Below are 19,282 nucleotides of genomic sequence, written 5' to 3'. Positions count from 1 at the left end.
GCCCCCTCTCTTGCCGTGTCGCTATATCAGACTCAGCGTCACATAAGAGGGTAATACGGGCATCTCGGATGTTCTGGGCGGGTGAAATCGCAGGAAACCAGATGGAGGGGATGGCATCAGGTAGAAGCAGGCGAAAGCGAGTGAAAGAACCCGTCGCGGTGTCCGGTGACACGCGACGGGTTCCGAAGGCTCGAAAGCCGGCAGCTACTCCGGGTTGCCCGTCGAGACTTCCAGGGTGAACCTGGCATCGCTCTCTGAGATCTCCGTGCCGGCCGGAGGGTACTGCGTCAGGACCGTGCCCTCGCCGTACACGTTCTCGTCCGTCGGCGACTCCTTGGTGATCTCCCAGCCGGCAGCCTGGATGCAGTCCTTGACCGAGGTGATGTTCTTCCACTTGAAGTCAGGGGTCTGGAACTTCTCGGGATCGTTGCCCTCTTGCGGGGAGGTGCACTTCTCCTTGTCGATGGTCCTGCTCAGGTCGGGGCCCTTGTGATCGGCCACCGCCGAGCTCGTCGGCTTGCCGTCCGTGCCGCCCGACCCCTGGCCGTCGTCGCCCCCCATGTTGATGGCGGCGAGCAGGCCGCCGATCGCCAGCAGGGCGACCGCGATCGAGCCCACGATCACCGGGGTGTTCCGACGGCCGCCGCCGCTGCTCTGGCCACCCGTGCTGGTGGTGGTGTTGTACGGGGAAGGGGGCGGGGTCTGCGGTGCGTACGCCGGTGCCGGTGCCGCGGTCTGCTGCGGGTAGCCGTACGACTGCGCGGGCACCGGTGCCTGCCCGTGCGCCGGCGACGCCCCCGGATGGGTGTAGGGCCCGGGCGCCGGAACAGTCCCCGGCGCCTGCAGCGGATGCTGGGGCCCGAGCGGGGTCGGCGGCATGTACGGCTGCTGCACATGCTGCATACCCGGCGTGGCCGGGCCCGCGTGCGACTGGTCCAGCGGCGGGAAGACCGCCGAGCCGACGCCCGACCCGCTGTTGGCCGGACCGCCCGCGATGATCACCGGCGCGCCGGTCTGCCCCGCGGACGCCACCCGCATGCACTCGTCCCGCATCGCGGCGGCGCTGGGAAAGCGCTCGTTGGGGTTCTTCTTCAGCGCGCGGGCCACCAGCGCGTCCATCGCCTGGGTCAGCGAGCGGTTGATGGAGGACGGGGCGACCGGCTCCTCCTGGACGTGCGCGTAGGCGATCGCCAGCGGGGAGTCGGCGTCGAACGGCAGCCGACCCGTCAGCAGCTGGAAGAGCATGATGCCGACGGAGTACAGATCGCTGCGGGCGTCCACTCCGCGCCCGAGTGCCTGCTCCGGCGACAGATACTGCGGGGTGCCGACGACCATGCCGGTCTGTGTCATCGACGTGACACCCGACTGCATGGCCCGGGCGATACCGAAGTCCATGACCTTGACCACACCGCGCTTGGTCAGCATCACGTTGCCGGGCTTGATGTCCCGGTGCACCAGACCGACCTCATGGCTGGTCTCCAGCGCCGCCAGCACATCGGAGGTCACCTTGAGTGCCCTGTCCGCGGGCATCGCCCCGTGCTGCCGGATGTCCGCCTGGAGGGCCGAGCCGAGCGGCTGCCCCTCGACGTACTCCATCACCATGTACGGCATCACTCCGCCGTCGCCCTGGGTGGGGTCGGCGAACACCACGGCGTCCTCGCCCGTGTCGAAGACCGACACGATGTTGGTGTGCGACAGCTTGGCGACGGCCTGGGCCTCCCGGCGGAAGCGCTCACGGAAGGACTGCTCACGGCCGAGCTCGGTGTGCAGGGTCTTGATGGCGACCTGCCGGTCGAGCGCGCTGTCGTACGCGAGATAGACGGACGCCATTCCGCCCTCGCCGAGCAGATCGCGAAGCTGGTACCTGCCGCCGGCCAGCGAACCGCCCGCGTAGCGGCCTCGCGCCCCGTCCGCCCCGTCGTGGCTGCTCATTCTGTGCTTCCCCCTAAGCGCCCCGGCGGCGGTGATCCGTTTGCGGCGGTGATCCGTATGACGGGCCAAGTCTGCCGCAGGGGACGTACACGTCAAGCCGGGTGCCCGTTCCGTGACCGTACGCACAAGAAGCGTCCGGCGAGTGTTACAGGAAACTCACGAAATCCCATGAATGGATGCCCGGGGATTCTCGTATCCGCACAGCGGGAGGGTCGATACGGGGGTTCCGGACGACCTGACGACCAGCCGATCCCGGACCGGGGCGGCTCCCGGAACCTGTAGCGTGACGGGGCAGAGTACTGAGCACTATAAGGAAGACCATCGCGCGCGCCGACGCGCGAGGCGGCACGGAAACGACGGCGAGGACTGATGGCACCCGAACCCGAAGCAAGCAGCGGCGGAGTCTCGGATGCCGCTGTAGGCGGGCTCGTCGGTGATGGCCGCTACCGGCTCACCGGCCGTCTCGGCAGAGGCGGCATGGCCGAGGTGTTCTCGGCCGAGGACGTACGGCTCGGGCGTACCGTCGCCGTCAAGCTGCTCCGCGCCGACCTTGCCGAGGACCCGGTCTCCAAGGCCCGCTTCACACGCGAGGCGCAGTCCGTCGCCGGGCTCAACCACCATGCCATCGTGGCCGTGTACGACTCCGGCGAGGATGTCGTGGGCGGCCAGTCCGTGCCGTACATCGTCATGGAGCTGGTCGAGGGCCGCACGATCCGGGACCTGCTCGTCAATGCGGAGGCGCCGCCGCCCGAGCAGGCGCTGATCATCGTGTCCGGGGTCCTCGAGGCGCTGGCGTACTCGCACCAGCACGGCATCGTGCACCGGGACATCAAGCCCGCCAACGTGATCATCACCCACAGCGGCGCGGTCAAGGTGATGGACTTCGGCATCGCCCGCGCGCTGCACGGCGCGTCGACCACGATGACCCAGACCGGCATGGTCATGGGCACCCCGCAGTACCTCTCACCCGAGCAGGCGCTCGGCAAGGCCGTCGACCACCGGTCCGACCTGTACGCCACCGGCTGCCTGCTCTACGAACTGCTCGCGCTGCGCCCGCCGTTCACCGGTGAGACCCCGCTTTCCGTGGTCTACCAGCATGTCCAGGACATGCCGGTGCCGCCGTCCGAGGTCTCTGACGTGGCACCACCCGAGCTGGACGGGCTGGCCATGCGGGCGCTCGCCAAGGATCCGGACGACCGGTTCCAGAGCGCCGAGGAGATGCGCGGTCTGGTGCAGTACGGGCTCCAGATGCTCCAGCAGTCGGGCAGCCACACCGGTACGTGGGACACCGGCCCGGTCGGGATGCACGAGGTCGGCTACACCCCCGCGATGGGGATGTCCGCGACGACCGTGATGGGACACCCGAACTCCGCCGACACCCCGCAGGGTTCGATCCTCCCGCCGCGCAATCCGGACGACGGCGGTTACAACGGCGGCTACGGAAGCGGCGGCTACGGCGGCAAGGGCAATTCCGGTGGCGGCGGGCGCGGCAAGGTGCTGATGTTCGTCGCGCTCGCGCTGGTCGCCATCACGGCGGGCGTGGCCTTCGCGCTGAACCGGGCGAACGACACCACCAACGATCAGAAGCAGCAGACGCCGGTCACCAAGACCCCTGAGAAGAAGCAGGAGTCGAGCCCCGAGCCGGTGGAGCCCGAGAAGGAAGAGCAGCAGCCCGAGGAGTCCAGCTCCGACAACGGGGGCAGCCAGGGCGGCGACTGGACGCCCGAGGACCCGAAGGAGCAGCACAGCCCGTCCACCGAGCAGTCCCCGAGCACGTCGACGGGTACCGACGCCGGTACGGACGCGGGCACCGACGCCGGTACGTCGACGGGTACCGACGCGGGCACCGACGCGGGCACCGACGCCGGTACGGACGCGGGCACCGACGCCGGTACGGACGCGGGGACGGACGCCGGTACGTCGACGGGTACGGACGCGGGGACGGACGCCGGTACGTCGACGGGTACGGACGCGGGCACCGATGCCGGTACGTCGACGGGTACGGACGCGGGCACGGACGCGGGGACGGACGCGGGCGCGGGCTGAGCCCGGGCCCGCAGGGGCAGCGCGGGGCGGCGAGACCGACGCGGGGCCACGGGGGTCCCGCATGCACGGCACCGCCTCCGCTCACCCCGCGAAGGCCTCGCACACCGCCTCGTACTCCCTCGTCCACCACACCGCCAGGGCCGACACCGCCGGAAACTGCGGGTCGGCCCTGCGGTCGTGCAGCTGGTAGCGCCAGCGCAGTATCCAGAAGTCGTTGAGCCGCTCCCACCACACCCGGTGCACGGCCGCCGCCAGCTCCGCGCTGTCCGCGCCCGCCGCGCGCCGGTACGCCCGCGCATAGGCCCTTACCTTCGGCAGCTCCAGCACCCCTGACGGCCGTACGAAGAAGATCGCCGCTGCCCGTACGGCTTCTTCGGCCCGTGGCTGTACGCCCAGCCGGTCCCAGTCCACGATCGCCGCCGGCTCCCCGCCCCGGTAGAGCAGGTTCAGCGGATGGAAGTCCCCGTGCACCCAGCCGCTCGCCGAGCCGGCCGGCGGCCGGCGGTGCGCGTGGCGCTCCAGCAGGGACCTGCGCTCCCGCAGTCGGTGTTCGGCGAGCAGGTCGAAGGTGTCCCGGGGGCTGTGGCTGCGGGCCAGCTCCAGCAGCTCGTCGATCAGCGCGAAGGTCTCGTCCGGGTCCGCGCTGTCATGCTCCCCGGGCTGTCCGTCTGCTTCCATGACCTGGTCGAGCCCGGTGTGCACCCGGCCGAGCAGGGCGCCGAGCCGCCGTGACTCGGCCGTGGTGAGCTGGGCACCCACCCGGTGTCGTCCGTCCACCCAGGGGTGCAGGGCGTAGCAGCGCCCGCCGATCACGGCGACGGTGTCGCCCGCGGTGTCCTGGACGGGTGGGGCGACGGGGACGCCCAGGGACTGGAGCCGCTGGGTGGCGCGGTGTTGGCGCACGATGGTGGCCCGGTCGGCGGTGGGCGCGTCCAGGTGGTGCTTGAGGAAGTAGGCACCGCGGGTGGTGGCGAGCCGGTAGCCGCGGTTGAGGAGGCCCTGGGTGACGGGCTCGCAGGAGAGGGGCTCGCCGGGGTTCTCGTACCGCCGCAGCAGTTCACCCAGCGGAGGTGGAGCAGTAGCAAATGAGCGCGGCACCCGCCAAATGATAGATCACTCAGCGTGTCGCGCGTGTCGCTCTTCGGAATGCTCCGGATGGCTCAGGCCGGGACAGGGCCGGCACAGTCGGTCGGAGCCGGCCGGACGCGGCCACTCTCAGTGTCGTTCCGCCTGCATCCGAGCCACGTACGCGGCGGCTTGCGAACGCCGCTCCATGCCCAGCTTGGCGAGCAGTCCCGAGACATAGTTCTTGATCGTCTTCTCGGCGAGGTGCAGCCGCTCGCCGATCGCCCGGTTGGTCAGACCCTCGCCGATCAGGTCCAGGATCCTGCGTTCCTGGTCGGTCAGATTGGTGAGTTTGTCGTCGGTGTGCGGACTGCTGCCGTCCCGCAGCCGCTCCAGTACGCGCGCGGTGGCCACCGGGTCGAGCAGCGACTTGCCCGCGGCCACGTCCTTCACCGCCGCCAGCAGTTCGCTGCCGCGGATCGCCTTGAGGACGTAACCGGAGGCCCCGGCCATGATCGCGTCGAAAAGTGCCTCGTCATCGGCGTACGAGGTGAGCATCAGGCACTTGATGTCCTCGTTCTGGGAGCGCACCTCGCGGCAGACCTCGACCCCGCTGCCATCCGGAAGGCGTACGTCCAGAACGGCCACATCCGGCCGTACAGCGGGAATTCTCACCAGGGCGTCCGCCGCCGTACCGGCCTCCCCGACGATCTCGATGCCGTCATCCATGGAGAGCAATTCGTGCACGCCGCGGCGGACGATCTCATGGTCGTCCAGCAGGAATACCGTGATTTTTCGCGATTCGGGCACAAAGTAAGTCTCACATATTGGCTCTTCCCGTGCCCGGGGTACCCGGGATACCGTGCCCGTGTTCCGGCGGCCTGCATGGCCGTGACCAGTGCTCTGACCTGCTGCGGTTCCCCCGTTTCCCGATTTACTTGGATATCCAAGCAAAATCGCAGGTCAAATGGGGTTTCGCAGGAATGCGGTCCACTGGGTAACGTGCCTGTGACAGGGAGCACGCCGGGGCACCTGTCACGCCTGTTTCCCGACGGATACCCAACGGTGCACCCACCCCGTGCCCGGGTACGGGCACAGGTGAGCCGCACTGGTACCCGGCGGATCCCGGGGGCCGGACCGACGGAGGAGCACGCACGTGACCGTGGAGAGCACTGCCGCGAGCAAACCGCGCCGCAGCAGTAAGCGCGTCAGCGCCGGAGCCGAGAAGAGCGCCGATACGAGCGCGACCGCGGCCAAGGCCGCTACCAAGCGCACCGTGGCGAAGAAAAGCGCCGCCAAGCCGCAGCAGGCAGGGCAGCAGAGCGAGCAGGCCGGGCGTACCGAGCCCGAGCTCGTGCAGCTGCTGACGCCCGAGGGCGAGCGGGTGGCGCATCCGGACTACGACGTCGACCTGAGCCCCGAGGAATTCCGCGGGCTCTACCGCGACATGGTGCTCACCCGCCGTTTCGACTCGGAGGCGACGGCCCTCCAGCGCCAGGGCGAGCTGGGCCTGTGGGCCTCGCTGCTCGGCCAGGAGGCCGCGCAGATCGGCTCCGGCCGCGCCCTGCGCGACGACGACTACGTCTTCCCCACCTACCGTGAGCACGGCGTCGCCTGGTGCCGCGGGGTCGACCCGACGAACCTGCTCGGCATGTTCCGCGGCGTGAACCACGGTGGATGGGACCCGAACAGCAACAACTTCCACCTGTACACGATCGTGATCGGCTCGCAGACGCTGCACGCGACCGGATACGCGATGGGTGTCGCCAAGGACGGCGCGGACTCCGCGGTCATCGCCTACTTCGGCGACGGCGCCTCCAGCCAGGGCGACGTGGCCGAGGCCTTCACCTTCTCGGCGGTCTACAACGCCCCGGTGGTGTTCTTCTGCCAGAACAACCAGTGGGCCATCTCCGAGCCCACCGAGCGCCAGACCCGCGTCCCGCTCTACCAGCGCGCCCGCGGCTTCGGCTTCCCCGGCGTCCGCGTGGACGGCAACGACGTACTCGCCTGCCTCGCCGTGACCCGCTCCGCCCTGGAGCGCGCCCGGCGCGGCGAGGGCCCGACCCTGGTCGAGGCGTTCACGTACCGGATGGGTGCCCACACCACGTCCGACGACCCGACCCGCTACCGCCACGACGACGAGCGGGCGGCCTGGGAGGCCAAGGACCCGATCCTGCGGCTGCGCCGGTACCTGGAGGCGCAGGGCCACGCCGACGAGGCCTTCTTCACCGCGCTCGACGAGGAGAGCGACGTGCTGGCCAAGCGGGTGCGCGAGGCCGTGCGAGCGATGCCCGACCCGGACGACATGTCGATGTTCGACCATGTCTACGCGGACGGCCATGCGCTGGTCGACGAGGAGCGCGCCGGGTTCGCCGCGTACCAGGCGTCCTTCGCGGACGCCTCCCAGGAGGGCAAGTAAGCCATGACCGCAGAGAAGATGTCCCTCGCGAAGGCGCTCAACGAATCGCTGCGCAAGGCCCTCGACACCGACCCCAAGGTCCTCATCATGGGTGAGGACGTCGGCAAGCTCGGCGGGGTCTTCCGGATCACCGACGGGCTCCAGAAGGACTTCGGCGAGGAGCGGGTCATCGACACGCCGCTCGCCGAGTCCGGAATCGTCGGCACCGCGATCGGCCTCGCGCTGCGCGGCTACCGCCCGGTGGTCGAGATCCAGTTCGACGGCTTCGTCTTCCCGGCGTACGACCAGATCGTCACCCAGCTCGCCAAGATGCACGCCCGTGCCCTCGGCAAGATCAAGCTTCCGGTCGTCGTCCGCATCCCTTACGGCGGCGGCATCGGCGCGGTGGAGCACCACTCCGAATCCCCCGAGGCGCTGTTCGCGCACGTGCCGGGGCTCAAGGTGGTCTCCCCGTCGAACGCGTCCGACGGCTACTGGATGCTTCAGCAGGCCATCCAGAGCGATGACCCGGTGATCTTCTTCGAGCCCAAGCGGCGTTACTGGGACAAGGCCGAGGTCGACATCGAGGCCATCCCGGACCCGCTGCACGCGGCCCGGGTCGCCCGCACCGGCACCGGCGTCACCCTCGCGGCCTACGGCCCGATGGTGAAGGTCTGCCTGGAGGCCGCCGCGGCGGCCCAGGAGGAGGGCAAGTCGGTGGAGGTCCTCGACCTGCGCTCGATGTCCCCGATCGACTTCGACGCCATCCAGCGGTCCGTCGAGAAGACGGGCAGGCTCGTGGTGGTCCACGAGGCCCCGGTGTTCTACGGCGCCGGCGCGGAGATCGCCGCCCGTATCACCGAGCGGTGCTTCTACCACCTGGAGGCGCCGGTGCTGCGCGTGGGCGGCTTCCACGCCCCGTATCCGCCGGCCCGGGTGGAGGAGGAGTACCTGCCGGGGCTCGACCGGGTGCTCGACGCCGTCGACCGCTCGCTGGCGTACTGAGGAGAAGGTCGTGACGACGATGACGGAAAACCCCGCGACTTCCGCACGCTTCCGTGAGTTCAAGATGCCCGACGTGGGCGAGGGACTCACCGAGGCCGAGATCCTCAAGTGGTTCGTCCAGCCCGGCGACACCGTCACCGACGGCCAGGTCGTGTGCGAGGTAGAGACGGCGAAGGCGGCCGTGGAGCTGCCGATCCCGTACGACGGCGTGGTGCACGAGCTGCGCTTCGGCGAGGGCACCACGGTGGATGTGGGCACCGCGATCATCACGGTGGACGTGGCGCCGGGCTCCGGCCCGGTCGAGGAGCCGCCCCCGGCGGCGACCGAGCCGGCGCTCGCCGCCGCCGAGCCCGCGGCCAAGGACACGGACGACAAGCCGGCCAGCCGCCAGCCGGTGCTCGTCGGTTACGGCGTGGCCGAGTCCTCCACCAAGCGCCGCCCGCGCAAGGGCACGTCGGTACCGGAGCAGAACCAGGCCGCGGCTGCCGTACAGGCCGAGCTCAACGGCCACGGTTCCGCTGCGTCCTCGGTGCCGACCGCGGCCCGCCCGCTGGCCAAGCCGCCGGTCCGCAAGCTGGCCAAGGACCTCGGGGTCGACCTCGCGACGGTCGTGCCCACCGGTCCTGACGGCGTCATCACCCGCGAGGACGTCCACGCCGCGGTCGCGCCCGCGGCCCCGGCCGACATCCCCGCGGGGACCCCGGAGCCCGGGGTGGCGGTGGCCGCCGCGGTCCCGGTGGCGGCCGGTGCCCGGGAGACCCGTGTCCCCGTCAAGGGCGTACGGAAGGTCACCGCACAGGCGATGGTCGGCAGCGCCTTCACGGCACCGCATGTCACCGAGTTCGTGACGGTCGACGTCACGCGCACGATGCGGCTGGTCGAGGAGCTCAAGGGCGACAAGGACATGGCCGGGCTGCGGGTGAACCCGCTGCTGCTGGTGGCCAAGGCCCTGCTGGTCGCGATCAAGCGCAATCCGGAGGTCAACGCCTCCTGGGACGAGGCGAACCAGGAGATCGTGCTCAAGCACTACGTGAACCTGGGCATCGCCGCCGCCACCCCGCGCGGTCTGATCGTGCCGAACATCAAGGACGCGCACGACAAGACCCTGCCGCAGCTTGCCGAGTCCCTCGGTGAATTGGTGGGCACGGCCCGGGAGGGCAAGACCACGCCCGCCGCCATGCAGGGCGGCACGGTGACCATCACCAACGTCGGCGTGTTCGGCGTCGACACCGGTACGCCGATCCTCAACCCGGGTGAGTCCGCGATCCTCGCGGTGGGTGCCATCAAGCTCCAGCCCTGGGTCCACAAGGGCAAGGTCAAGCCGCGCCATGTCACCACGCTGGCGCTGTCGTTCGACCACCGGCTGGTGGACGGCGAGCTCGGCTCGAAGGTGCTGGCGGACATCGCCGCCGTCCTGGAGCAGCCGAAGCGGCTGATCACCTGGGCGTGATCAACGTCTGATGAACCCTGAAGGGCCCGTCCGGGAGGACGGGCCCTTCAGCGTTGTGCGAGTGACCGGATCAGTCGCGCTGTGCGTCGACCGGCAGCGAGCGCAGCTTCATCGTGCGCGCCGTCGACGAGCCGAAGCCGAAGTCCAGCAGCTTGGCCGCGTCGTTGAAGCGGTCGGTGCCGTTGAGCACCACACCGGTGTAGGTCTTGCCGTTGCGGGTGGCGGCGAACACCAGGCAGGGGCCGGCGGCCGTACCGGTGCCGGTCTTCACACCGATCGCGCCGCTGTAGGAGCCCAGCAGCTTGTTGGTGTTGTACCAGGTGTAGGTGCGGGTGCCGCCGGTGCTGGTGGGCGCGGTGGTCTTGTACGAGGTCGCCTTGACGACATCGCGGAAGACGGAGCTGCTCATCGCGTGACGGGCGAGCTTCGCCAGGTCCCACGGGGTCGTGTAGTTGTTGCCCGTGGGGGAGATGCCGTCGAACGAGTCGAACTTCGTGTTCGTCAGGCCGAGCTGGGTGGCCTTCTTGTTCATCTTCCCGATGAACGACTGGGTGCGGGCGGTGCGGGTCGAGCCGGTGCCGAAGGTGTCGGCGAGCGCGTACGCGGCGTCGCAGCCGGACGGCAGCATCAGCGCGGACAGCAGCTGGCGGACGGTCAGCTTGTCGCCCGTGCGCAGGTCGGCGGTGCTCGCGCCCTCGCGGGTCACGTAGTCACGGTAGGCCTGCTTGACGGTGACCTTCTTGTTGAGGTCCACACCGGTCTGGGTGAGCACCGTGATGGCCGTCACGAGCTTGGTGGTGCTGGCCATCTGGCGCCGGGTGTTGTTCGCCTTGCCGTAGATGGCCTTGCCATCCGCCTGGTCGAGCAGGAATCCGCCCTTGGCGCTGATGGACGGGATGGGCTGGGTCGCCGCCTGGGCCGGAGCCGCGAGGGGCGAGACCGTCAGCAGCAGGCCGCCAGCGAGAACCGCTGTCGCGGCTCTGCGCACGCCGGTGAGGCTGGTTATCAAGGGAACGCTCCGTTTTGGCGTATACGTCATCTGTCGACATGTGAGACGACGGAGGGCGCCCTACGGATGTACGGAAGTTGTGCAGATCTCACTCCGTCTTCCATGGGGGGTCCCTTTCCTCCCCTGCTGCCCCTGCTGTCCACCGTCCTTCGCTCTCCCTTGTCGCCCTGGGGTGCCCTGTCCTGAATGCTGGACGGGGTCTCCTGATGTACCTCTGTTGTATCTATGCTGTGCGCATGCCAGCCGCCGCCCCTGCCGCCGACCGTGTCTACGCCCACATCAAGCAGGCCGTACTGGACCGCCGTTATGAGGGCGGCACGCTCCTCACCGAAGGCGAGCTCGCCGAGGCGGTCGGGGTCTCCCGCACCCCGGTGCGCGAAGCCCTGCTCAAGCTGGAGATGGAGGGGCTGCTCAAGCTCTATCCCAAGAAGGGCGCCCTGGTGCTCGCCGTCTCCGCGCAGGAGATCGCGGATGTGATCGAGACCCGGCTGCTGGTGGAGGAGTTCGCCGTCCGCAGGTCCGTCCCGGCGCCCGCCGCGCTCGTCGAACGGCTGGCGGCGCTGGTGGACGAGCAGCGTCGCCGGGCCGAGGAAGGCGACCTCGCCGCGGTCGCCGCCACCGACCGCCGCTTCCACGCCGAGATCGTCCAGCACGCCGGAAACCAGATCCTCGCCCGCCTCTACGACCAGCTGCGCGACCGGCAACTACGGATGGGCGTCGCTCTGATGCACGCCCAGCCCGAGCGGGTCACCAAGAACATCACCGAACACGCCGAGTTGCTGGAGGCCATCAAGGCCGGTGACACCGAGGGCGCGGCGGAGTGCGTGCGCAGACACCTGGGCTGGGTGAAGGTACTGGTGCGGGGTGAGGACCGGTGAGCGACACCAGCTCCGCCGGCCCAGCCGGCGCCGGTTGCCCCCCTGCTGATCCGCCCGGTGGGCGTCGGGCCTTGGCGGTCTGGGGCATCGGCGTCGCCGTCTACTTCGTGGCCGTGATCTTCCGGACGTCCCTGGGCGTCGCCGGACTCGACGCCGCCGACCGTTTCCATGTCAACGCCTCAGCGCTGTCCACCTTCTCCATACTCCAGCTGCTCGTCTACGCGGGCATGCAGATACCCGTCGGTCTGATGGTCGACCGGCTCGGCACCAAGAAGGTCCTCACCCTCGGGGTCGTGCTGTTCACGGCCGGACAGCTCGGCTTCGCGCTCTCCCCCTCCTACGGAACGGCCCTCGCCTCCCGCGCACTGCTCGGCTGCGGCGACGCGATGACGTTCATCAGCGTGCTGCGGCTCGGCGCCCGCTGGTTCCCGGCCCGGCGCGGCCCGATGATCGCCCAGGTCGCCGCGCTGTTCGGGATGGCGGGCAATCTCGTCTCGACCATCGCCGTCTCACGGCTGCTGCACGGGCTCGGCTGGACCGCGACCTTCGCGGGCAGCGCCCTGGCCGGGGTCGTCGTGCTCGTACTGGTGTCGCTCTTCCTGAGGGACCACCCCGAGGGCCACGCCCCCGCACCGGTCCCGCACAGCGGCGCCGCCTTCGTCCGCCGGCAGATAGCCGCGGCCTGGCGCGAGCCCGGCACCCGGCTCGGGATGTGGGTGCACTTCACCACCCAGTTCCCCGCGATGGTGTTCCTGCTGCTGTGGGGCATGCCCTTCCTGGTCGAGGACCAGGGGCGGTCACGGGAGGCCGCGGGCGAGCTGCTCACGCTGGTGGTGGTCACCAACATGGTCGTGGGGCTCGTATACGGGCAGGTCGTCGCCCGGCACCATGCCGCCCGGGCTCCCCTCGCGCTCGGCACGGTCGCGGCCACCGCCCTGCTGTGGGCGGCGACCCTCGCGTACCCGGGCGAACAGGCCCCGTCCTGGCTGCTGATCACGCTGTGCGTGGTGCTCGGTGCCTGCGGCCCCGCCTCCATGATCGGTTTTGACTTCGCACGCCCCGCGAATCCGCCCCAGCGTCAGGGCACGGCCTCCGGAATCGTCAACATGGGCGGTTTCGTGGCCTCGATGACGACTCTGTTCGCGGTGGGCGTGCTGCTGGACATGACCGGAGACAACTACCGGATCGCCTTCGCCTCCGTCTTCGTCCTCCAGACCCTGGGAGTCGCCCAGATCCTGCGGCTGCGCGCCCGCACGGCACGCCGCGAGCGCGACCGGCTGGTGGCCAGCCGGGTGGAGGCCGTGCACGTACCGGTGTGAGCGGGCCGCGCGGTGGGGTCCGCGTTCGCCCCGCGCTGCCGCCGTGCGGCACCCCGGGACGGGCGCTACGGGGTGACCGCGAAGCGGTCCAGGATCGCCGCGGCCAGATCCGCGTCACCCTCGACCTTGATCCGGTCGGCCACGGCCGCGGGCTTCACCCGGCCCGCCGCCAGCCGTACGTACGTCTCCCAGTCCAGGGCGAAGGACACGGCCGGACCCAGCGCCGGAGCCCCGTCGATCGTGCCCCGCCCCTCCGCGTCGATCCGCACCGTACGCAGGAACTCCAGCGGCCCGCTGACGTCGAAGACCACCGTGGAGCGCGGCGGGGCGCCCGCGTCCCGGGCGACTACCTTGGGCAGGACCGTCAGGAAGTTGTCGCGGACGATATGGGCGCCGGGGGCATCGAGGTTGCCCGGCCTGCCGAGGACCGTGCGGAGGTCCTGCTCGTGCAGCCAGACATCGGCCGCCCGCATCCGGTAGGCCAGTTCCAGTGTCTGCTCGGCGCCCAGCGGGGCACGCATCAAGGTGTCGGGGGTGCGGTTCTCGTTCCGTATCTGACGGTTGCGCCGGATGATCGTGTACTCGAGCTCGGCCGTCATCTCGGGCCCGGTGTGGTGGCGCCGCACATCGACCTGCATCTCCATGTAGCGCGCGAACTCGCTGCGCACATGGTAGAGATCGCGGGGCAGGCTGTGGATCGGCCGGGGATCGCCGAGCATCTCGCACTCCATGCCGATGATGTGCGACACGATGTCGCGCACCGACCAACCGGGGCACGGAGTCGGGCGGTTCCACTCGCCCTCGACAAGCGGCTGCACCAGCTCGGATATCGCTTCGATGGAGTGGTTCCAGGCGTCGGCGTAAGTCTGGAGACTGGGATGGACGGTCACGGAACCCCTCGACGGTTGTGCGCGGGCTGGTTGCTGGGCAGCGGCCGGGGGTCCTGGGGGCGGCCCCCGGAACAGAACAGTACGCTGCCGGAAGGCACCCCGGCAGTGCTTTCGGACGACGATCGTAGGGCTGGCTGACAGCTCGAATGCCAGGACGGTGGTAGTGTGCGCGCTTCGCTCATCCAGATCGCTGTAGACCCGGAGGAATCCGTCGATTCCCGGCGGGAGCGTGCCGCCGCCCTCGTACGGGAGCAGTCCGGTGCGGACCTGGTGGTGCTGCCGGAGCTGTGGCCCACCGGAGCCTTCGCGTACGACCTGTTCACGGCCGAGGCGGAACCCCTCGACGGTCCGACGCACGAGGTGATGGCCAAGGCCGCGGCGGACGCGGGGGTTTGGCTGCACGCGGGCTCGATCGTGGAACGGGGCCCGGCTGCCGAAGGCTCTGCAGGTGCTCTCTTCAACACCTCGCTGGTGTTCTCCCCCGCGGGTGAGCTCGCCCGTGTCTACCGGAAGATCCACCGTTTCGGCTTCGACAAGGGCGAAGCGGTGATGATGGCCGCCGGCACGGAACTGGTCACGGTGCCGCTGCCCGGCTCTCCCGGCGCCACACTCGGGCTCGCCACCTGCTACGACCTGCGCTTCCCGGAGCTGTTCCGCGGGCTCGTGGACGCGGGCGCCGACATCCTCGTGATCGCGGCCGGCTGGCCCGAGCGCCGCCGCGCCCACTGGACCCTCCTCGCCCAGGCGCGTGCGGTGGAGAACCAGTCCTATGTCCTCGCCGTCGGCAGCGCGGGCACCCATGCGGGGGTCCAGCAGGCCGGCCACAGCATCGTCGTGGACCCCTGGGGCGAGGTGCTCGCTGAGGCGGGCCCGGACGAGCAGATCCTCACGGCGGACCTGGACCTGACGAAGCCGGCGGCGACCAGGGAGCAGTTCCCGGCCCTCAAGGACCGCATGCTGGGGCTGCCGTCGCCGCGTCGTTGAGCATCATGGCAGTCAGTACTCGGCGCCGAAGTTCTGTACCCACCAGGGCCCGTTGCCACTGAGGTTCACGCCGATGCCGAAGTCTTCGAAGTCGCAGTCGGTGATGTTGTCCCGATGGGTGGGGCTGTTCATCCAGCCGGTCATCGCCGTCACCGGGTCCTCCGGGCCCCGGTGGAGGTTCTCGCCCCACATCCCGACCGGGTAGCCCGCGGCGCGCAACCGCTCGTCGGCGTGCCGTCCCTCGCTGTCGACGTGCTCGTAGTAGTTGCGGGCCGCCATGTCGTCGGCGTGCGCCTGGGCCACGGCCTGCATCCGCGCGTCCACCCGCAGCGGCTCGCAACCGGCCTTCGCCCGCTCGGCGTTCACCAGCGCGACGATCTCCTCGGCGAACCGGGCCGCCTTGTTCTTCGCCTTGCCGGTGCCCGTCGCCTTCTGCTTCGACGGCTCCGCGGAGGGCCGGGTCGTGCGGTTCTTGTTACGGGAGGTACTTGGGGACTCCGCCTCGTGCGGGGACCGGCTCTGCGAACCGGTGGGCGCCCCGTCACCGGAAGACGCTGAGGCCGCCACCGACGGCGCGGCCGTCGGGGAGGCCGGGGGTATGAACCCGGAGAGCTCGCCGCCCGGTGCCACCGCGATGCCCGAGTCCGCCGGCACCTCCTGTACCGAAGCCGAGGCCGATGCCCTGTCGTTGCCGCGGTCGCCGTCCGACCCGCTCAGCGCGAAGATCCCACCCGTGAGCACGGCCGCCGCGGCCACCCCCACGACGGCGGACGTCGGCGCGTCCGCCCGGAACCCGGCCCGCGGACGCCGGCTGTGCCGCCCCTTCCCTGCCGCCCGCCGCCGCCCGCCACGAGAGGCGTGCCCGTCGTGCTCAGCGCCGTCCGGGTCCCGGAGTGCCTGGGGCGCCACGGTCTCGGGGAACCAGGTGGGCTTCTTCATGTGCTGCATCGGGCCCCGCTCTCTCACCGGAAGGCCGGTCCGTCCGGCAGAAGGGGAGAGTGGAACAGGGTACGCGGGATAACACTTTTTGGCCCGGGGGCTGAAAAAGTCCTCGGCGGACAGCGAGCGCCGGGCCGACGGGCCTGTAGGTGTTCCCGGCGCAGACCGCCGGGGGCGGTCGCCTCCCGCACCGGGGCGGGAGGCGTGCTGGTCCACCTCGATCCGGTGTGCCCCTCGGGGCTGCTCGGGCCCCTCACCAGGCGGTCGACGCGGTCTTCTCCGCCGGCAGCAGCATCCACAGCGCCAGGTACAGCAGGACCTGCGGGCCCGGCAGCAGGCACGACACCAGGAAGATCACCCGCATGGTGGTCGCGGAGGTGCCGAAGCGCCGCGCGAGCGCCGCGCACACTCCGCCGATCATCTTTCCGTCACGGGGGCGGGCAAGTGCGGCCATGGTGGGCTCCTTCGCGAGTCCTTCGTGGGAGTCACTCCTGCGTGCTCCCGATGACTCGATACTCGCCCGGAACCGGGGGCGAAGCGTCGCTCTACGGTCCGATCCGGACCCTGGGAATCGTCGGGGTCGGCCCCTGAGAGTCTCCCTCCGGAGCGCCGGAGCAGGGGTCCGCGCTCGGGTAGGGAGCGGGCCGGTGACCCGCGTCGTGCGGCCGTGATCGGTCGTTCACGGGCGAATGGCAAGCTTGAAGGATGAACGATGCTGCCTCGGCGCACACCCCCGCGCCCCGCCGACGAGCCCGCGTCCGTGCCCCCGAGCTGATCGGCAAGGGTGGATGGATCAACACCGGCGGGAAGGATCTGAAGCTCGCCGACTTCCGAGGTCGCGCATTGATCCTCGATTTTTGGACGTTCTGCTGCATCAACTGCCTACACGTCCTGGACGAGCTCCGTGAGCTCGAGGAGAAGCACCGGGACACCGTCGTGATCGTCGGTGTGCACTCGCCGAAGTTCGTGCACGAGGCCGAGCACCAGGCCGTCGTTGACGCCGTCGAGCGCTACGAGGTGCACCACCCCGTGCTCGACGACCCCGAGCTCGCGACGTGGAAGCAGTACGCCGTGCGGGCCTGGCCGACGCTTGTGGTGATCGACCCGGAGGGGTATGTCGTCGCCCAGCACGCCGGCGAGGGGCATGCTCATGCCATCGAGCGGTTGGTGGAGGAGCTGGAGGCCGAGCACGAGGCTAAGGGGACCCTGCGGCGCGGGGACGGTCCGTATGTGGCGCCCGAGCCGGTGCCGACGGATCTGCGGTTCCCCGGGAAGGCGGTCGTGCTGCCGTCCGGGCACTTCCTGGTCTCCGACTCGACCCGGCACCAGCTCGTCGAGCTGGCGGCGGACGGTGAGACCGTCGTACGCAGGATCGGCCGGGACGGGAACGGGGCCGGGGACTTCCGGGAACCACAGGGGCTCGCGCTTCTGCCGTCGGGGAAGGTGATCGTCGCCGACACCGTGAACCACGCGCTGTGCACGTACGACCCGGAGACCGGGGCGATCGAGCGGGTCGCCGGGACCGGGCGCCAGTGGTGGCAGGGCTCGCCGGCCTCGGGGCCCGCGCTCGAGGTGGATCTGTCGTCGCCGTGGGACGTGGCCTGGTGGCAGGGCAGGGTCTGGATCGCCATGGCCGGGGTCCACCAGCTGTGGACGTACGACCCGGAGGCCGGGACCGTCCAGGTGGCCGCGGGGACGACCAACGAAGGGCTCGTGGACGGACCGGCCGCCGAGGCCTGGTTCGCGCAGCCGTCCGGTCTCGCCGCCACCGCCGACCGGTTGTGGATCGCTGACTCGGAGACTTCGGCGCTGCGCTGGATCGACCCCGAAGGTGTCGTGCACACCGCCGTCGGCACGGGCCTGTTCGACTTCGGGCACCGGGACGGCCCCGCCGAGCAGGCACTGCTCCAGCACCCACTCGGGGTGACCGCGCTGCCGGACGGCTCGGTGGCCGTGTCGGACACGTACAACCACGCGCTGCGCCGCTTCGACCCGGCGACCGGCGAGGTGACGACCCTCGCCACCGATCTGCGCGAGCCGTCCGCCGCCGTGCTGGTGGACGAGGACATCGTGGTCGTCGAGTCGGCCAGGCACCGGCTCACCCGGCTGCGGCTGCCCGAGGAGGCGGTAAGGGTCGAGGCCGTCGCCCATCGCACCCGGCGCGCCGCCACCGACGTGGCCCCGGGCAGGCTGCGGCTGGACGTGGTGTTCCAGGCACCTGCCGGGCAGAAGCTCGACATCCGCTACGGACCGTCGACCCGGCTTCTCGTCTCCTCGACACCGCCCGGGCTGCTGTCCGCGGGCGAGGGCGCGGGTACGGACCTGTTCCGGGAGCTGGAGCTGGACCCCGGGGTCACCGAGGGCGTTCTGCATGTCTCGGCGATGGCCGCCTCGTGCGACGACGATCCGGAGAACGAGTACCCGGCCTGCCATGTGCACCAGCAGGACTGGGGTGTTCCGGTCCGTGTCACCCCGGACGGCGCCACCCGGCTGCCGCTGGTGCTCGCGGGCATGGACGCCTGATCCGCCTACGGATGGGGACCTAGGGCGTGTTTCGAAAGTAGCGCCGTCCGCCCGGAGGGCGGGCACCGCGGCGTCTGGTGCGTGCGATCGCAAGGCGGAGGGTCGCCCTCGTACTGGGCGTACTTGGGCGATTCCGACAACGCTGCGAGCGTGCGTGCCAGGCGTCGCGGGGCAGGCGGGACTTTCGAAACACGCCCTAGCGCACCAGGCCCTGGTGCGCCGACGGGAGGCCCGCTGCGCCGTCGAGGCAACCGGTCACCCACAACGGAGGGTTGTGGGTGGCCCGGCGGCCTCCCGAGCCCTCCGCCAGCAGTCGTGCGCAACCGCCGCCGAGCAGATCCTTAGTCCGCTCGCCCGTCACATCCGCCTGGCGGATACGGGTGGCCAGGATGTACCCGCCCTCGTAGGCGACGTCATCGCCCCACGGCGGGCGGTCGTTGAACCGCCAGACCAGGAACGCGGCGCCCGCCGCACCCAGCAACGCGCATGCCACGAGCGCGGTGAGCACCCTGCCGCGCCGCCCAGGGACCCGGTGGCGCACCGGGTCCGTCTGCCCCATCAGAACCATGGTCGACACCGTGGCAGGGGCGGTGTTTCCCGGATGTTAGCGCCGGGTCTCGTCCACGTACGTGGGTGTCACCGGCGGTACGATCGCGCGGCGGCGCCGGGCGATGCTGGTGAAGACGGCGACCCCGATGATGCCGACCGCCATCATGATCAGACCGACCAGGTCGAGATTGACGCTCTCCGTCTGCCAGTCGGTTGCGAAGGTGAGAATCGCGCCTGCCCCGATGAGCAGGATGCAGCCTCCTAGACCCATGATTTCCGCCTCCTGAAAGCAACG

At 70.3% G+C, this 19,282-nt stretch carries 17 protein-coding genes; 8 read left to right on the top strand and 9 right to left on the bottom strand.

Annotation, left to right across the window (positions count from 1 at the left end; translation table 11 throughout):
• Nucleotides 1-204: 204 nt before the first annotated feature.
• Nucleotides 205-1,932, bottom strand: coding sequence for a protein kinase (locus ABZ532_RS18505; protein ID WP_361284141.1), 1,728 nt, complete (start codon nt 1,930-1,932; stop codon nt 205-207).
• Nucleotides 1,933-2,301: 369 nt separating this feature from the next.
• Between ABZ532_RS18505 and ABZ532_RS18500 the strand changes: the two genes are divergently transcribed.
• Nucleotides 2,302-3,978: a protein kinase gene (locus ABZ532_RS18500; protein ID WP_361284138.1), complete on the top strand. Its 1,677-nt coding sequence runs from the start codon at nt 2,302-2,304 to the stop codon at nt 3,976-3,978.
• Nucleotides 3,979-4,059: 81 nt separating this feature from the next.
• Here the strand turns inward: ABZ532_RS18500 and ABZ532_RS18495 are convergent, their stop codons facing one another.
• Nucleotides 4,060-5,076, bottom strand: coding sequence for a phosphotransferase (locus ABZ532_RS18495; RefSeq protein WP_361284135.1), 1,017 nt, complete (start codon nt 5,074-5,076; stop codon nt 4,060-4,062).
• A gap of 117 nt (nt 5,077-5,193) precedes the next feature.
• A complete protein-coding gene (locus ABZ532_RS18490) occupies nt 5,194-5,853 on the bottom strand; it encodes a response regulator transcription factor (RefSeq protein ID WP_361284132.1) in 660 nt (219 codons plus the stop codon).
• Nucleotides 5,854-6,199: 346 nt separating this feature from the next.
• Here ABZ532_RS18490 and pdhA point away from each other — a divergent pair, with 346 nt between their 5' ends.
• Genes pdhA through ABZ532_RS18475 form a run of 3 tightly spaced genes read left to right on the top strand, consistent with a single transcriptional unit; the run spans nt 6,200 to nt 9,896 of the window.
• Nucleotides 6,200-7,462, top strand: a complete 1,263-nt coding sequence (gene pdhA / locus ABZ532_RS18485) for a pyruvate dehydrogenase (acetyl-transferring) E1 component subunit alpha (protein ID WP_361284129.1) — start codon at nt 6,200-6,202, stop codon at nt 7,460-7,462.
• Nucleotides 7,463-7,465: 3 nt separating this feature from the next.
• Nucleotides 7,466-8,446, top strand: a complete 981-nt coding sequence (locus tag ABZ532_RS18480) for an alpha-ketoacid dehydrogenase subunit beta (protein WP_361284126.1) — start codon at nt 7,466-7,468, stop codon at nt 8,444-8,446.
• Between the two features lie 10 nt (nt 8,447-8,456).
• On the top strand, nt 8,457-9,896 hold the full coding sequence (locus tag ABZ532_RS18475; protein WP_361284123.1) for a dihydrolipoamide acetyltransferase family protein: 1,440 nt from the start codon (nt 8,457-8,459) through the stop codon (nt 9,894-9,896).
• Nucleotides 9,897-9,966: 70 nt separating this feature from the next.
• On the opposite strand, the gene ABZ532_RS18470 is transcribed toward ABZ532_RS18475, so the two are convergent.
• On the bottom strand, nt 9,967-10,905 hold the full coding sequence (locus ABZ532_RS18470; RefSeq protein WP_361284120.1) for a serine hydrolase: 939 nt from the start codon (nt 10,903-10,905) through the stop codon (nt 9,967-9,969).
• Nucleotides 10,906-11,141: 236 nt separating this feature from the next.
• Here ABZ532_RS18470 and ABZ532_RS18465 point away from each other — a divergent pair, with 236 nt between their 5' ends.
• Entirely contained in the window at nt 11,142-11,783 is a 642-nt protein-coding gene (locus ABZ532_RS18465) for a GntR family transcriptional regulator (RefSeq protein ID WP_361284116.1), read from the top strand.
• Between the two features lie 71 nt (nt 11,784-11,854).
• A complete protein-coding gene (locus ABZ532_RS18460; RefSeq protein ID WP_361284113.1) occupies nt 11,855-13,102 on the top strand; it encodes an MFS transporter in 1,248 nt (415 codons plus the stop codon).
• A gap of 65 nt (nt 13,103-13,167) precedes the next feature.
• Here ABZ532_RS18460 and ABZ532_RS18455 read toward each other — a convergent pair whose 3' ends face one another.
• Nucleotides 13,168-13,992: a maleylpyruvate isomerase family mycothiol-dependent enzyme gene (locus tag ABZ532_RS18455; RefSeq protein WP_361284110.1), complete on the bottom strand. Its 825-nt coding sequence runs from the start codon at nt 13,990-13,992 to the stop codon at nt 13,168-13,170.
• 165 nt (nt 13,993-14,157) lie between these two features.
• Here ABZ532_RS18455 and ABZ532_RS18450 point away from each other — a divergent pair, with 165 nt between their 5' ends.
• Complete coding sequence (locus tag ABZ532_RS18450; RefSeq protein WP_361284107.1) at nt 14,158-14,976, top strand: carbon-nitrogen family hydrolase; 819 nt, start codon at nt 14,158-14,160, stop codon at nt 14,974-14,976.
• 12 nt (nt 14,977-14,988) lie between these two features.
• Here ABZ532_RS18450 and ABZ532_RS18445 read toward each other — a convergent pair whose 3' ends face one another.
• On the bottom strand, nt 14,989-15,915 hold the full coding sequence (locus ABZ532_RS18445) for a CAP domain-containing protein (protein WP_361284104.1): 927 nt from the start codon (nt 15,913-15,915) through the stop codon (nt 14,989-14,991).
• Between the two features lie 253 nt (nt 15,916-16,168).
• Complete coding sequence (locus tag ABZ532_RS18440) at nt 16,169-16,369, bottom strand: PspC domain-containing protein (RefSeq protein ID WP_361284101.1); 201 nt, start codon at nt 16,367-16,369, stop codon at nt 16,169-16,171.
• Nucleotides 16,370-16,620: 251 nt separating this feature from the next.
• Here ABZ532_RS18440 and ABZ532_RS18435 point away from each other — a divergent pair, with 251 nt between their 5' ends.
• Nucleotides 16,621-18,438: an NHL domain-containing thioredoxin family protein gene (locus ABZ532_RS18435; RefSeq protein ID WP_361284098.1), complete on the top strand. Its 1,818-nt coding sequence runs from the start codon at nt 16,621-16,623 to the stop codon at nt 18,436-18,438.
• Nucleotides 18,439-18,634: 196 nt separating this feature from the next.
• Here the strand turns inward: ABZ532_RS18435 and ABZ532_RS18430 are convergent, their stop codons facing one another.
• On the bottom strand, nt 18,635-18,997 hold the full coding sequence (locus ABZ532_RS18430) for a hypothetical protein (protein WP_361284095.1): 363 nt from the start codon (nt 18,995-18,997) through the stop codon (nt 18,635-18,637).
• A gap of 45 nt (nt 18,998-19,042) precedes the next feature.
• A complete protein-coding gene (locus tag ABZ532_RS18425) occupies nt 19,043-19,258 on the bottom strand; it encodes a DUF6458 family protein (protein ID WP_361284092.1) in 216 nt (71 codons plus the stop codon).
• Between the last annotated feature and the right edge of the window lie 24 nt (nt 19,259-19,282).

The organism is Streptomyces sp. NPDC019396 (assembly GCF_040632375.1).
GTDB lineage: Bacteria > Actinomycetota > Actinomycetes > Streptomycetales > Streptomycetaceae > Streptomyces.
This window is presented reverse-complemented; position numbering and strand designations above follow the sequence as displayed.